At 64.4% G+C, this 13,634-nt stretch carries 12 protein-coding genes and 1 other RNA gene; 5 read left to right on the forward strand and 8 right to left on the reverse strand.

The window, feature by feature from the left end:
• Positions 1–49: 49 nt before the first annotated feature.
• Entirely contained in the window at positions 50–745 is a 696-nt protein-coding gene (locus AC1DMY_RS15750; RefSeq protein ID WP_477165866.1) for an SGNH/GDSL hydrolase family protein, read from the forward strand.
• Positions 746–850: 105 nt separating this feature from the next.
• Positions 851–1,576, forward strand: coding sequence for a hypothetical protein (locus AC1DMY_RS15755; RefSeq protein WP_477165867.1), 726 nt, complete (start codon positions 851–853; stop codon positions 1,574–1,576).
• A 10-nt stretch (positions 1,577–1,586) separates the two neighbouring features.
• Here AC1DMY_RS15755 and AC1DMY_RS15760 read toward each other — a convergent pair whose 3' ends face one another.
• The 4 genes from AC1DMY_RS15760 to AC1DMY_RS15775 all read right to left on the reverse strand — a co-directional run bounded on the left by AC1DMY_RS15760 (position 1,587) and on the right by AC1DMY_RS15775 (position 5,895).
• Positions 1,587–2,408, reverse strand: a complete 822-nt coding sequence (locus tag AC1DMY_RS15760) for a class I SAM-dependent methyltransferase (RefSeq protein ID WP_477165949.1) — start codon at positions 2,406–2,408, stop codon at positions 1,587–1,589.
• A gap of 85 nt (positions 2,409–2,493) precedes the next feature.
• Positions 2,494–3,417, reverse strand: a complete 924-nt coding sequence (locus tag AC1DMY_RS15765) for an alpha/beta hydrolase (RefSeq protein ID WP_477165868.1) — start codon at positions 3,415–3,417, stop codon at positions 2,494–2,496.
• A gap of 66 nt (positions 3,418–3,483) precedes the next feature.
• On the reverse strand, positions 3,484–4,470 hold the full coding sequence (gene dusB / locus AC1DMY_RS15770) for a tRNA dihydrouridine synthase DusB (RefSeq protein WP_477165869.1): 987 nt from the start codon (positions 4,468–4,470) through the stop codon (positions 3,484–3,486).
• Positions 4,471–4,626: 156 nt separating this feature from the next.
• A complete protein-coding gene (locus tag AC1DMY_RS15775) occupies positions 4,627–5,895 on the reverse strand; it encodes a nucleoside permease (RefSeq protein ID WP_477165870.1) in 1,269 nt (422 codons plus the stop codon).
• Positions 5,896–6,114: 219 nt separating this feature from the next.
• Between AC1DMY_RS15775 and rhtC the strand changes: the two genes are divergently transcribed.
• Positions 6,115–6,738 carry a threonine export protein RhtC gene (gene rhtC, locus AC1DMY_RS15780; protein ID WP_477165871.1) on the forward strand — a complete coding sequence of 208 codons (624 nt, stop codon included), beginning with the start codon at positions 6,115–6,117 and terminating at the stop codon, positions 6,736–6,738.
• A gap of 233 nt (positions 6,739–6,971) precedes the next feature.
• Here the strand turns inward: rhtC and AC1DMY_RS15785 are convergent, their stop codons facing one another.
• The 4 genes from AC1DMY_RS15785 to AC1DMY_RS15800 all read right to left on the reverse strand — a co-directional run bounded on the left by AC1DMY_RS15785 (position 6,972) and on the right by AC1DMY_RS15800 (position 12,201).
• Entirely contained in the window at positions 6,972–8,342 is a 1,371-nt protein-coding gene (locus AC1DMY_RS15785; protein WP_477165872.1) for an FAD-binding oxidoreductase, read from the reverse strand.
• A gap of 46 nt (positions 8,343–8,388) precedes the next feature.
• Positions 8,389–9,882: an alpha/beta hydrolase gene (locus AC1DMY_RS15790; RefSeq protein WP_477165873.1), complete on the reverse strand. Its 1,494-nt coding sequence runs from the start codon at positions 9,880–9,882 to the stop codon at positions 8,389–8,391.
• Positions 9,883–9,975: 93 nt separating this feature from the next.
• Positions 9,976–10,332, reverse strand: a complete 357-nt coding sequence (locus AC1DMY_RS15795; protein ID WP_477165874.1) for a YraN family protein — start codon at positions 10,330–10,332, stop codon at positions 9,976–9,978.
• Positions 10,333–10,347: 15 nt separating this feature from the next.
• Entirely contained in the window at positions 10,348–12,201 is a 1,854-nt protein-coding gene (locus AC1DMY_RS15800) for a penicillin-binding protein activator (RefSeq protein WP_477165875.1), read from the reverse strand.
• A 93-nt stretch (positions 12,202–12,294) separates the two neighbouring features.
• Between AC1DMY_RS15800 and rsmI the strand changes: the two genes are divergently transcribed.
• Both rsmI and rnpB read left to right on the forward strand, forming a co-directional pair.
• Positions 12,295–13,122, forward strand: a complete 828-nt coding sequence (gene rsmI, locus AC1DMY_RS15805) for a 16S rRNA (cytidine(1402)-2'-O)-methyltransferase (protein ID WP_477165876.1) — start codon at positions 12,295–12,297, stop codon at positions 13,120–13,122.
• A 138-nt stretch (positions 13,123–13,260) separates the two neighbouring features.
• Positions 13,261–13,627: RNase P RNA component class A (gene rnpB / locus AC1DMY_RS15810), an RNA gene on the forward strand.
• Positions 13,628–13,634: the final 7 nt, after the last annotated feature.

Consider the following 13,634-nt stretch of genomic DNA (forward strand, 5'->3'; position numbering starts at 1 on the left):
TCGAGACATCCATAATCAAACACTCCCCACCTGATGTAGGAGCGAGCGAATGAAGCGATTGAGCTGGCTGGCGTTCGGCCTGATTTCTCTGCTGGCTACGGCCATCACGCACGCGGACAGCGCGCCGCCCTCGCACTGGCAGCCCGATATCGCTGCGTTCGTCGCCGCCGACCATGAGCATCCACCCGCCCAGCATGGCGTGCTGCTCATCGGCAGCTCCTCGATCCAGTTCTGGAAGTCGCTGGGGCAGGATTTCCCCGGCATTCCGGTGATCAACCGCGGCTTCGGCGGATCGGCGCTGCCCGATTCGACTTATTACGCCGACCGCATCGTGTGGCCTTACAAGCCCAACCTGATCGTGATGTACGCCGGCGACAACGACATCAACGATGGCGCGACGCCCGACCAGGTGCTTGCTTCATTCCAGAAGTTCGTCGCCCGCGCCCGCGAAGGCGTCCCCAACGTGCCGATCGTTTATATCTCGATCAAGCCCAGCATCGCGCGCCTCGCGCTTTGGCCGAGCATGAGTGCGGCCAATCACGAAATCCGCGATTGGGCGGCCACCCAGAAAAACGTACGTTTCGTGGACATCGCCCCCGAGATGCTCGACGCGCAGGGCAAGCCGCGTCCCGAGCTGTTCCGCCCCGATGGCCTGCATATGCTGCCGGCCGGTTACGCGTTGTGGATTGCCACGTTGAAACCCGTGCTGGCCGCGTATGGCTTCGTGGTGAAACCTGGCGCCTGATTTCCCTCGTGGTGCGCTGTCTTCGCACAGCTTCCTGCGTCCCACCTCGCATGAACCTGCTTTGTTGTTCGGCTAGCCTGCGCCGGCAACCAACAGGGGGAAGTCATGATCGGACGGTGGTGGTTTGTGGCAGCGGGATTGCTGTGCGGCACGGTGTGCGCGCAGTCGGTGCAGGCGCCGGCATTGAAGGCGGGCGACAGCTGGGTCTACGTCGACACGGTGGAGTCGGGCCCGCAAGGTTGGTCGCGCAAGAATGAAACCGTCACCGTCGAGCGGATCGAAGGCGACAGTATGCTGATCGCCAACAAGCAGGAGGGCTCCAGCCAGCCGCCCGTCGAACGTCTCGTCGGGCTCGACTGGAGCCGTACGCGCGATGTGAATGGCAAGCAGCAAGTGGTCAATCGGCCGTTGGCGTTTCCGCTCATGCAGGGCAAGAAGTGGCGCGTGGAATACACCGAAGCCAACCCGAACCGGCAGCACACCAGCGAAACCTTCGGCAGCGAGTACACCGTGGTCGGCTGGGAAGACGTGCAAGTGCCGGCCGGCGCATTCAAGGCACTGAAGATCGAGGCGCAGGGTCAGTGGAGTGCCGTGGTGGCGCCGTCGATCTCCAGCGATGCGCGCGGACATGTGGACGCGGATGGCGCGGTGAGCGTTTCGCAGAGCCAGGTCACGCGTCCGCATACGGCGAGCGGTCGCCTGTACAAGGCATTCTGGTACGTGCCTGAGCAGAAGCGCTTCGTGAAATCCGTCGAGGAGTATTACGACAGCAAGGGCGTGCGTTCGTCGCGTTACACCGAGGAACTGCAATCGTCGAAACTCGCCGGGTGATGCACTCTTCTCAATAAACCAGCGCTCGCGCCTGCACGAAGGCGAAAAAGAACACCGCGTTCGGATCATTGCGCACGGCCTGCAATTCGCTGCGCATGCCTTCGACCGTGGCGGAATCGACCTTGTCGGCAGCCACCAACTGGTCGGCTGCCGACAACAGCACCTCTTGCCAGAATTCGATCATCTGTTTGCGCTTGCCGGGCTGGCGGTTGTCCAGGTGGAAGCTCTTTACTTCGGTCTGCACGTCGCGATAGCCGCTCGCCAACAGCAAATTGCCGAGCTTTGCGCCGATGAACGGATCGCCGCCGCTGTCGTACTGGTAATCGTTGAAGGCCATCCAGTAACGCAGCAGGTGCGGCGAGTAGGGGTCGAGGAAGAACGACGAATTGAGCACCTCGGTCACATAGACCACCGCGCCCGGACTCAACACGCGGCGTACTTCGCTGAGCACGCGCGCGGGGCTGGGCATATGTTCGAGCACCCAGCACAGATAGGCGGCGTCGAAGCTGCGGTCCGGGAACGGCAGGTCGGTGGCATCGGCCTGCTGCAGGGTATAGCGCGAAGTGCACCATGCCGACTGCGCGAGATTGCGCTCAGCCGCCGCCAGCTGTGCCTCGGAACGGTCCACGCCGGTGAGTTCCAGGTGCGGAAAGCGCCGCAACAGAATTTCCGTCTGCGCACCGACGCCGCAGCCCACTTCCAGCAGACGGTTGGCCTCGCTGAAATCAATCCGGCTGAACAGGATATTTTCGAACATGCGCGCCTGGCGCGTCAGTCGCGACTGCTCCTCGGACGAAAAGCCGTGGATATAGGGAAATTCACCGGTGACGATGCTGTTCAAGATCCTTCCCCTCGCCGAGGAGTGCAGGCTGTTTACTCTACGCCTGTGCCTGTCTAGGGAAGGTGTCGCGTAGCCGTCAGCGTGCCGTGCTCGGCGGCTTCGCGTGTGGATGCGACTGGATGAAGGCCAGCACGTCGACCAGCGTCGGCGCACCATCGCGCAGTGGCCGCGACAACGCAAATAACAGAGCTTCGTGGCCCACACCGGGATAGGTCCGCAGTGTGCTGTCTCCGTGCGCGGTCTGGGTGGCGCGGTACAGCGAGATGGCGTTCGACGGTTCCACCTCGTCGTCGTCGGTGCCCTGCAACAACAGCATGGGCGGCTCCTCGCCGCGCACGTGCGACACGGGTTGCCCTCGGCGCTGCAGCTCCGTTGTGCTGCCGAACACGCCGCGCATGATGGCGTCGTCCTGCGGCACGGGTACGAAATCGTAGCAACCGGCCAAACCGATAAAGCCCGCAAGATCGGCGGGCTTCATCTCGTGGGCCTCCAGCCAATGCGGATCAGTGGCCAGCAGCGCGGCGATCTGGCCACCGGCGGAGTGTCCCATCACGAAGATGTCGTCCGGCGAGCCACCGATCCCGGTCGCGTGTGCGTGTGCCCAGGCGACGGCGTTGGCGGCGTCCTGCATGAAGCCATCCAGCGTCACCTGCGGATATTTGCGGTAATCGGGAATCACGGTGATCACGCCGTGCGCCGCCAGCGCCGTGCCCACGAAGCGGTACCAGGCGCGTTCGCCGCGTACCCAGGTGCCGCCATAGAAAAACACCACGATAGGCGCATGGCTGGCTTGCGCAGGTGCATACACGTCCAAGGCCAAGCCATGCTCGCGGTCGAAGACGATGCCGCTCCGCGGCGTGATCGCGTGATGCTGATCGGTGGCGTTAAGGCCGGCAAATAACGTGGCCTCGCAGCCGCTCAAAAGCACGGCGACCACCAGTACGAGACACCGGCGCAAGAGCCGGGTGAACGACAAGCTGTTCGACAGCGGAAGTGTCATGGAGGGCGAGGGTGGTGAGGCCTGCTCATCATGCCTTGAAGTATCACGCAAAGGCTTGCGGCGAACTCAGGCCGCCAGGCGCGTGCCTTCCTGCAGGCCGTCGAAATAATCGCGCGTGAGGCGCAGCTGATCCAGCGCGTTCTCCGCCTGGTTCACCACATGGCGGAAGGCGGCGTTTTCCGCACGATCCTTCGCGTACCAGCCCAGGTGTTTGCGCGCGATGCGCACGCCCTGCAGTTCGCCGTAGAACGCGTACAGGTGTTCCAGGTGATGCACGAGGATGTCGCGCACCTCGGCGGGCGTCGGCTCCGGCAGGGCCTCGCCGGTGCTGAGGTAATGGCTGATCTCGCGGAAAATCCACGGCCGGCCTTGTGCGCCGCGTCCCACCATCACGGCGTCGGCGCCGGTGACGTCGAGTACATGCCTGGCCTGTTGCGGTGTCACCACATCGCCATTGGCGAACACGGGAATGCGCACGCTGGCCTTCACGGCGGCGATGGTCTCGTACTCCGCGTCGCCTTCGTATTTGTCGGCACGCGTGCGGCCATGCACCGCGAGCGCGGCGATGCCGGCGTCTTCAGCGATCCTGGCAATGCTCAGCGCGTTCTTGTTCTGGCGATCCCAGCCGGTGCGGATCTTCAGCGTGACCGGTACGTCCACGGCATCGACCACGGCCTTCACGATACGCGCCACCAGCGGCTCGTCCTGCAGCAGTGCCGAGCCGGACCACACATTGCAGACCTTCTTGGCCGGGCAGCCCATATTGATGTCGATGATCTGGGCGCCGTTGTCGGCGTTATAGCGCGCCGCTTCCGCCAGCATCGCCGGGTCGTAGCCCGCGATCTGCACGCTGACCGGTTCGGGTTCGCCGTCGTGGTCCATGCGCTGCAGCGACTTGCGCGTGCGCCAGAGGCGGGGATCGGCGTTGGTCATCTCCGACACGGCCAAGCCCGCGCCCAGCCGTTTGCACAGCAGGCGGAAGGGCTTGTCGGTGACCCCGGCCATGGGCGCAAGCACCACGGGCGGGTCGATACGGTAGGGGCCGATCTGCATCCGGCCATTGTACCCGGCCTAGAAAACACCTGCTTTTTGTGGGAGCGCACCCTGTGCGCGACAGGCGTCCGAGCGCCATCGCGACAACCGGCTATCGCGAGGCGCTCGGACGCCTGTCGCGCACAGGGTGCGCTCCCACAGACGAAAGGTTCTGCGTCAGTGCGCCAGCTTGGCCGCCAACGCTTCCGCCGCGGCACGATCATGCTTGTGCTTGAACAGCACCATGAACAACACGGCCACGATCAGCGAATAGCTGGCGAAGGTGATCCAGATCCCGTGCCAGTCTTTGCTCTGGTCCGGATAGGTGAAGAACGCCTCGATCACCAGGCCGCTGATCGAGCTGCCCAGCACCGCGCCGACGCCGTTGGTCATCAGCATGAACAGGCCCTGCGCGCTGGCGCGGATGGACGGGTCGCTCTGGCCTTCCACGAACAGCTGGCCGGAGATGTTGAAGAAGTCGAACGCCATGCCGTACACGATGCACGACATCACGATCATCCACAGGCCCGAACCCGGATTGCCATAGGCGAACAGGCCAAAGCGCAGCGTCCATGCCAGCATGCTGATCAGCATGACCGTCTTGATGCCGAAGCGGCGCAGGAAGAACGGAATGGCCAGGATGAACAGCGTTTCGGAAATCTGCGAGATGGACATGATGATGGCGGGGTAACGCACCGCCACCAGATCCTTGTACGCATCCATCTTGGCGAAGTCGTGCAGGAAGGTATCGCCATACGCATTGGTCAGCTGCAAGGCCGCGCCCAGCAACATGGAGAAAGTGAAGAACACCGCCATGCGCGTGTCGCGAAACAGCTTGAACGAGGTGAGGCCGAAGGTGTCCAGCCACGACTGGTTGTCCCTGCGCTGGAAGCGCGGCGGGCAGGGCGGCAGCGTGAAGGCGTAAAGGCCCAGCAACAGAGACGCGCCCGAGGCCACGTAAAACTGGCCCGACGAGGTTTCAAGGCGCAGCAGGCTCACCGTCCACAGCGCGGCGATGAAACCTACCGTGCCCCACACGCGGATCGGCGGGAAATCGCGCACGATGTCCTTGCCGTCGCTCTTGAGCGCGTTGAACGCCACCGCTACGGAGAGCGCGATGGTCGGCATGTAGAACATCATGTTGATCAGCATCACCCAGAACATCAGGCCGGGCGACTGCACCATAGGCACGCAGAACAGCACGCCAGCGCCGCAGATGTGGAAGACGCCGTAGAGCTTCTCGGCGTTGATGTATTTGTCCGCGATCACGCCCGCGATCGACGGCATGAACAGCGAGGCGATGCCCATGGTCGAGAAGATCGCGCCGAACTGCGCGCCCGACCAATGCTTGGTCTGGAACCAGTACGCGCCAATGGTGAGCAGCCACGATCCCCACACAAAAAATTGGAGGAAGTTCATGGCAATCAGGCGCAGGCGCAGATTCATCAGCGTATGTCTGTCTGTGTAGCGGTTACGGGTGAGGGCGGCACGCCAGCCCCCCCAGGCGGGCGCGAGCCGGACCTGTGTGGACGAGCCGGTGATCCCCCTGCAGAGGGCTTGGGACGTCCCAAGGCCGTGTCAAAACGGGCAGACTAGAGGACCACCGCGGTGGCGACAAGCTGCGCCGCCACGAAGAAACCGGCCCCATTCCCCGAGGAGACGCCCGTGAGCCTGTTTCTGACCATTGCCCTGGTGCATCTGGTGGCTTTGTTGAGCCCCGGTCCGGACTTCTTCTTTGTGTCGCAGACTGCGGTGAGCCGCACCCGGCGCCAGGCGATGTTCGGCGTGCTGGGCATCACCCTGGGCGTGGTCGTATGGTCCGCCCTGGCTCTGGCGGGCCTGCAATTGCTGCTACAGCGGCTGGCCTGGCTGGAGCGCCTGATCGCGATTGCGGGCGGCCTCTATCTGACCTGGGTGGGCATCAAGATGCTGCGCGGCGCGATCAAGGCGCCGGTGGCGACGGGTGAGCCGCGCGCCGTGCTCCAGCAGAGTGACTGGACCACCTTGCGCGCGGGACTGCTCACCAACCTCTCCAATCCCAAAGTAGTGATCTATTTCGGCAGCGTGTTTTCTGCCTTTCTCGGTGACCGCGTCGACGCCGCCACGCGTTGGGGCTTGTGGACCCTGGTCGTCGTCGAGACGTTCGTCTGGTTCACCCTCGTGGCGGGCGTATTCGCTTTGCCGGCCATGCGCCGCGGTTATCTGAGGCTGTCGCGCTGGATCGATGGGTTTGCCGGCGCGGTGTTTGTGGCGTTTGGCTTGCACCTGATCTTTGCGCGCAAGGCGTAACCGAAAACCTGCGACCCACCGTGTGGGAGCGCACCCTGTGCGCGACCGTCCCCTGTCAGGCTGCCGCTCCGGTGGGTTGTCGCGCACAGGGTGCGCTCCCACAGCGGTGAGATTTCGCCGGAACACGGCGCCTAACCCTTGCAGGAGCGCACCTTGTGCGAGACGTTTCCGCTCAGTGGAGGATGGTCGCGCACAAGTGCGCTCCTGCAAAGGTAATACCGCGTCGATGCAAGTCAGGGCAGCAACTTGCCTGGATTGAGGATGCCCTCGGGATCAAAGGCTGCCTTCACGTTGCGCATCAGTTGCAACGTCGATGGCTCCAGCGCGAGCGGCATGAATTCCTTCTTCACCAGGCCGATCCCGTGCTCGCCCGATAGCGTGCCTTCCAGCGAAATCACCAGCGCGAAAACCTCTGCGAGACAGGCATGCGACCGTTCGCGTTCCGCCTCATCGCGCGGCAGCAGGTTCACGTGCAGGTTGCCGTTGCCCGCATGGCCGAAGCTCACGATCAACACGTCGTGCTTCTTCGCCAGCTGCTTGATGCCATCCACCAACTCAGGCAGATGGCTCACGGGCACCACCACGTCCTCGTTGATCTTGTTAGGCGAGATGGTGCGCTGAGCGGGGGATAGCGCCTTGCGGGCCGACCACAGCGCCTGCGTTTCCTCGGCAGTCTCGGCCACGCGCAGGTCTTCCAGGCCATCGCCGCGAGCGGCGCGGGAGACCGCATCCACGGCGCTGGGCAGGGTCTCCGGCTCGCCGTCTACTTCGATCATCAGCATGGCGCCCGCCAGCGGCACGGTGTCGCCGCCGTAGTCGCGGGCGAGCTTCAACGCCACGTCGTCGATGAATTCCAACGCACACGGCGTGACTGGCTGGGCCATGATGCGCGCCACCGCGCGCGCCGCTGCCGAAACATCGCGATAGGTGGCGCGAAGGGTGCGCAGCGCCGAGGGCTTGGGTGTGAGCTTGAGCGTGGCTTCCGTGATCAGCGCCAGCGTGCCCTCGGAGCCGATCAGCAAGCGCGTCAGGTCGTAACCCGTCGCGCCCTTGCTGGTATAGGTGCCGCAACGGAAGCCGTCGCCGGTGCCGGCCACCGCGCGCAATCCCAGCGTGTTCTCGCGCGGGCTGCCGTATTTCACCGTGCGCGGGCCGGCGGAGTTGCAGGCGAGATTGCCGCCGATGCTGCACCAGGGCGACGACGAGGGGTCGGGCGGCCAGAAGAATCCGTACGGCTTCAAGGCTTGTTGCAGATCGCCGTTGAGCACGCCCGGCTCGACCACGGCGAGTCGATTGTCCGGATCGATGCGCAGAATGCGGTTCATCCGCTCAAAACTCACCACCACGCCGCCGTCGACCGGCACGGTAGCGCCGGTCGTGTTGGTGCCGCGACCGCGCCCAATGACGGGCACGCGGAGTTCGCGACAGGCGACCATCAGGGCTACGGTCTGTTCGTGCGTGGTGGGAAACACCACGGCATCGGGCAGCGCGTTGCGCCGCGAGTTGTCATAGGCGTAGGCAAGTCGTTCGGCCATGCCTGTGGCCATGGACTCGCCTGGAAAATGCGCGCGTAGCGTATCGAGCAGGGCATCGGGTAGCTTCATGCCGGCAGTATCCCACTGTCCGCTGCCGCTTGCCCTTGATGCGCGGTCAATGCGCGGGTTCGGCAAACTTTGCCGCTGGCTGCTCGGCGGCGGCCGGAAGCAGCGCCTCGATCCGATCGCGCACATAGGGGTAGAACGGGTTCGAGCTGATGCGCAACGCCGCATCGAAATTGAGGATCAGCGTACCTCGTTCGCCACGAGGCGCCTGAGTGCCTAGGCGAATGCCGAAGTTTTCGGACAGGTCGGGTGCGGTTCCGTACAGCGGGTCGCTGGGCGGAAAGGGCAGCGCGATGTGCGACAGCGAAAAGATGGTGTCCGGGTAAAGGATGGCAAGCGGCGCCGTGCTGGCCGTGCTCTGGCCGGCCTCCCTCGTGCGTGTCACGGTGTGGTCGTCATTCACCTCCGCGTTGGCGATGACCGTGCTGCGGTAGGCCTGCGGCCCGGACGGAAGCATGCGATTGACCGCGGTGAGTGCGCTCGGCTTCAGCAACGTATCGAAGCGCTGATTTCGGTTCACGTCGAACAACACCACTTCGCTGCCATTGGCGGGCACGTTCGCGTAAAGCGTATGCATGACGGCCGAGGCACTCACCGTATCGTCGACCACCGATTGGAAACTGAGTATCGGCGGCAACCGGCCAAGCTGATGTTCGCGCGCCATGCGCAGCATCTGGCTGCGGATCGCATCGGTCAGCAGATACGACTGCCGCGCCGCATTCACTGGGAACGAGTTGTACTTGAACGGGTTGTATTCGGGCAGCAGATCCAGCCACGCGGCCTTGGCGAATCGCGGCAACAGCGACGGCAGGCCTGCGAGTCCGGCGAATCGCGCAAAGCTGGTGACTCCGATCATCGGCGAGAGCAGCACGAGCCGCGTCGGCATGGGCAGCTCAGTGTGTTCGCACGCATCGAGCGTGTACTTCACCGCGAGCGCGCCACCATTGGAATAGCCCACGATATGGATGGGCGCGTCGGGTCCCACCCGTCGCCGCGCTTCACGCATGGCCAGACGTGTTGCCGCCAGCCATTGCGGCCAGTCCGCCGTAGTCAGTGCCGCCGGCACCGTGCCATGGCCTGGTACGCGCAAGCCAATCGCGACGAAACCATGGGCGCGGTACAGCTCCGCGATATCGCGCAAGCTATAAGGCGAATCGCTCAAGCCATGGATAAGCACCACGGCGCCCACCGGCGTGCCCCTTGGTTCCAATACATACGAGCGATTCCAGTCCTGCGCGAAATGCCCCGGATACATCGGCGCACCGTCAAAGTATCGATTCACCACGACACGCTGCGCCGGCTCCAGCTTGTCGGTGACTTCAGCCTTCACTTCAGCGAACGCTTTTTGCTCCGCGGCCAGATAGCCGGCCCAGTCGGTGGCGTCGATCTGCGACGGTGAAAGCTCATCGGGAACGAAAGTCTGCCACGGCGCGAGCGGGTCGCCTTGCTGCGAATCCCAGGCGCGAATGGCCAACAGGGAAACGAGGAAGACCAGAATGATGATGGCCGTCCATTTGCCGGTACCGATCAGCATGCGAACCATGATGCCCCCGCGTCCTGGCGTCACCGGATGGCGACCGTTCTTTGCAGTGTGCGCCGCCAAATATGTGCAAACCGTCGACGACGGCGCGTCAGCCTAGCCGGCTTCGAACGCGCCGCGCCACCAGTGCATCTCGGCGCGATCCGTCGGGCCGTCATAACCCACCACGTCGAACCGGCAGGCCCGATGAGCATGCTGCGGATGTTCGGCCAGCCACAGTTCGGCGGTGCGGATGAGCTTGCCCTGCTTGCTGCCGTTGACCGAGGCGGCTGCGCTGCCGCAGCCGCTGGTGAGGCGATGGCGCACCTCCACGAACACCACGGTGCCGCCATCCATCATCACCAGATCCAGCTCGCCATAGCGCGTGGTGTAGTTGCGCGCCAGCAGTTTGAGGCCGGCGCGCTGCAGTTCTGCGCAGGCGCGTTGTTCGAAAACTGCGCCGGCAGCGCGCATCAGGGCGTGCGCGTTTTAATGGGTGGTGGACTGCTCGGGCTGGAGCTGCTGCGAGGTGCCGGCCTCGGTAGGCGGTGCCATGGCCGGTGCGCTATCCATCTGCAGGCTGCCATTGAGAGGACGGGCGAGGCCATCCTGGAACCTGGCCCATACCAGCACGCGACGGACGCGGCCGAACTGGTCGGAAGTCAGCTGACCGCTGGCGCCGGGCAGATAGCTGCCAGGATGCGCGCGCAGCCAGTCGACATAGGGCGCGAGGTTCCATGCATCCATGCCGAAGGCGAACAGGCGCGCGGAGGTGCCGCGCGCTGCGGGCAACTGGCCCGCGATATCGCCGTGGTTGGGCAGGCCCGGCTGTACGTCGAACAGCCACGGCGAGTCGCAGAATTCGACACCTTCGAGATCACGATTGGCGCTTGCATCATCGACACCGGCATAGATGTGCGAGGTGCCGTACGCCTGCAGATTGATCTTGGCGAGCTTCAGCTGCGGCAGCAGCAGTCGCGCCTGCTGCGGACGCATGCTGATGAAGATGCCGGTGTCCTTGTTGGCGCTGGCGTCGCCGCTGTCCGTCGGCATGCCCAGGCCCGCAATGGTCGAGGCGAAGTTGACACCGCTGCCGGGCAGGCTGCCCACGCCGGCGACCTTGCCCCCGCGCGCTTCGAGTTCCGCCTTGAACGACTTGGACGCGCGTTGCGCGAAGTCATCGTTGCTGACGATGACGAAGGCATTGACGATGCCATTGTCCGCCATGTGGTCGGCCGCCTGGGCGCCTTCGGTTTCCGGCAGCAGGCCGAATTCGCTCACGCCGCTGGCGGGCAGGCTCTTGTCGTCAGGATGGTTGAGCGCGAGCAGCGGCACCGGCAATTGAGGCAGGCCGAACAGCGCCGACACTTCACCGCGAGTCAGCGGCCCAATGATGAGTTGCGCGCCATCGTCCACCGCTTGCTGGTAAGCCTTGATGGCGCCTGCCGAGGTGCCGGCGCTGTCGTAGACCTTCACCGGCGGGCGCGGCATATGGTTGTGTGCGGAATCGGCATAGGCAGCAAAAAAGCCCTCGCGGATGGCGGTGCCGGCGGCAGCGAGATTGCCGCTGGTCGGCAGCAGCAACGCGACGTGCGCCGGCATCTTGAAGCCTTCGCGCACATTGGCGCCTTCGCCGGGCATCAGCGTGCCCACTTCTTGTTCCAGCGCGGGTGCCGGATGCGCCACGGCGACGCCAAGCTGGGTCAGTGCTTCATTGACCCACGGCAGCATGCGATCGCTGGGTTGCATCGCCGCAGCGCGCTGCTTCAAGGGATCGATGCCAAGTTGGGTGAGCAGGGCGACGACCTGCTTGCGGTTCTGCGCCTGGTCGAGGCCGCTCAATTGGCCGTCCATTTCAACACGCGTGCGGGCCGCGCCCCAGAGATCGCCGGTCTGCTGCATGGCTTGAGAACGCAGCTCAAGCAAACGCAGCTGCAGTGCCGGCGGCACGCTGATATTGGGCTGGGTGGTCAGTTGCAGTGCGCGCGGCGCATTGTGCTGTTTCAGCGCCACTTCGGCTTGCAGCAGGTCCAGTCGCGAGGGCTCGTCACCCGTGAGTCGCTGGCGACGGATGCCGTCGAGCAGTGGTGCTGCGCGATCGAGCTGGCCTTCCTGCCGGTAGGCTTCGGCGGCGAGCAATTGATAGTGGTCGCGGTTGCTGCCGGTCTGGGCGAGTGCCAGATAGGCCTGGGCGGCTTCGTCGAGCTTGCCCTGTTGCACCAGCGTGTCGGCTTGCTGGCTCGCAGCAATTTCGGCCGGCGATCTTTGCGCGGCCGGCGGCACGCAGCCGCTCAGTGCCAGTGAAATCAGCAGGGCAACGCCTGCGGCGCGGGTCAAGCGCATGGCCAAATCCCTTCGAGCTTTTTGACGACATGGTCGGCGGATGGGCGATGATAGCCCATTGGGTTGCCGCCCCGATGCATAGGAAACAGCAAGATGTCACAGATTCAGCCAGGTCTGCTATGGGTGGTCGCCACGCCGATTGGTCATCGCGATGACTTTTCCGCGCGTGCCATCGAGACGCTGCAATCGGTGGCGGTGATTGCGGCCGAGGACACCCGGCACAGCCGTCCCTTGCTGATGCACTACAACATCGGCACGCCGCTGGTGGCGTTGCATGAGCACAATGAGCGCGAGGTGGTCGATGCCATCGTGCGCCGGCTTCAGGGTGGCGAATCGGTCGCGCTGATCTCCGATGCGGGCACGCCGCTGATCAGCGATCCGGGGTTTCGCCTGGTGCGCGCGGCGCGTGCGGCGGGTATCCGCTGTGCGCCGGTGCCCGGTGCATGCGCGGCCATTGCCGGACTTTCCGTGGCCGGACTGCCGAGCGATCGTTTCGTGTTCGAGGGATTTCTTCCACCCAAGGCCGCGGCCCGTCGCACGCGTTTGCAGGAACTTGCGGGCGATAGCCGCACGCTCATCTTCTATGAGTCCTCCCACCGCGTGGCTGAAAGCCTTGCCGACATGCGCGATGTCTTTGGCGAAGCGCGTGAAGGCGTGCTCGCCCGCGAAATGACCAAGCTGTTCGAGACCGTGATAGGCGAACCGCTGGGCGAGCTGGCCACACGCGTTGCCAACGATCCGAACCAGCAGCGAGGCGAAATCGTGATCCTAGTGGCGGGGCGCGGCGAGGAGACCGATGAGCGCGAAGCGGAAGGTCGACGCGTGTTCGCCCTCCTGCGTGAAGAGCTGCCTCCTGCAAAAGCCGCCAAGCTCGCTGCCGCGATTACCGGCGCCCCGCGCAAACTCCTCTACGAAGGCTGAAGCGGCAACCTGTGTAGGAGAGCACTTGTGCGCGACCGCGGCACATCAGCGCTCCGCGGTCGCGCACAAGTGCGCTCCTACCGATGTATTTCGACGCTTCGCGGGTCGTTGAGACTTAAATCCATTAGAATCCGCGGTGGAGTCGGCCGGACAGTCGCGTCGCGCGCAAGCGCATCGAGGAAAGTCCGGGCTCCACAGGGCAGAGTGCCAGGTAACTCCTGGGCAGCGTGAGCTGACGGCCAGTGCAACAGAGAGCAGACCGCCGAACGGCATCTTCGGGTGCGCGTGGTAAGGGTGAAAGGGTGCGGTAAGAGCGCACCGCACGCGGGGCTAACGTCGCGTGGCACGGTAAACCCCACTCGGAGCAAGACCAAATAGGGGAACGATAACGCGGCCCGCGTTGTTCCCGGGTAGGTTGCTGGAGCCTGGTGGTGACGCCAGGCCGAGAGGAATGACTGTCGCGCCGCAAGGCGTACAGAACCCGGCTTACAGGCCGACTCCACCTCCTTCAC

The organism is Dyella sp. 01L423, assembly GCF_056399945.1.

Bases quoted from the DNA above. Each gene is read 5' to 3' on its own strand.
- AC1DMY_RS15795 (WP_477165874.1), bottom strand. From the start codon at position 10,332: ATGCGCGCTGCCGGCGCAGTTTTCGAACAACGCGCCTGCGCAGAACTG.
- AC1DMY_RS15755 (WP_477165867.1), top strand. From the start codon at position 851: ATGATCGGACGGTGGTGGTTTGTGGCAGCGGGATTGCTGTGCGGCACG.
- AC1DMY_RS15750 (WP_477165866.1), top strand. From the start codon at position 50: ATGAAGCGATTGAGCTGGCTGGCGTTCGGCCTGATTTCTCTGCTGGCT.
- dusB (WP_477165869.1), bottom strand. From the start codon at position 4,470: ATGCAGATCGGCCCCTACCGTATCGACCCGCCCGTGGTGCTTGCGCCC.
- AC1DMY_RS15785 (WP_477165872.1), bottom strand. From the start codon at position 8,342: ATGAAGCTACCCGATGCCCTGCTCGATACGCTACGCGCGCATTTTCCA.
- AC1DMY_RS15765 (WP_477165868.1), bottom strand. From the start codon at position 3,417: ATGACACTTCCGCTGTCGAACAGCTTGTCGTTCACCCGGCTCTTGCGC.
- AC1DMY_RS15775 (WP_477165870.1), bottom strand. From the start codon at position 5,895: ATGAATCTGCGCCTGCGCCTGATTGCCATGAACTTCCTCCAATTTTTT.
- rsmI (WP_477165876.1), top strand. From the start codon at position 12,295: ATGTCACAGATTCAGCCAGGTCTGCTATGGGTGGTCGCCACGCCGATT.
- AC1DMY_RS15790 (WP_477165873.1), bottom strand. From the start codon at position 9,882: ATGGTTCGCATGCTGATCGGTACCGGCAAATGGACGGCCATCATCATT.
- AC1DMY_RS15800 (WP_477165875.1), bottom strand. From the start codon at position 12,201: ATGCGCTTGACCCGCGCCGCAGGCGTTGCCCTGCTGATTTCACTGGCA.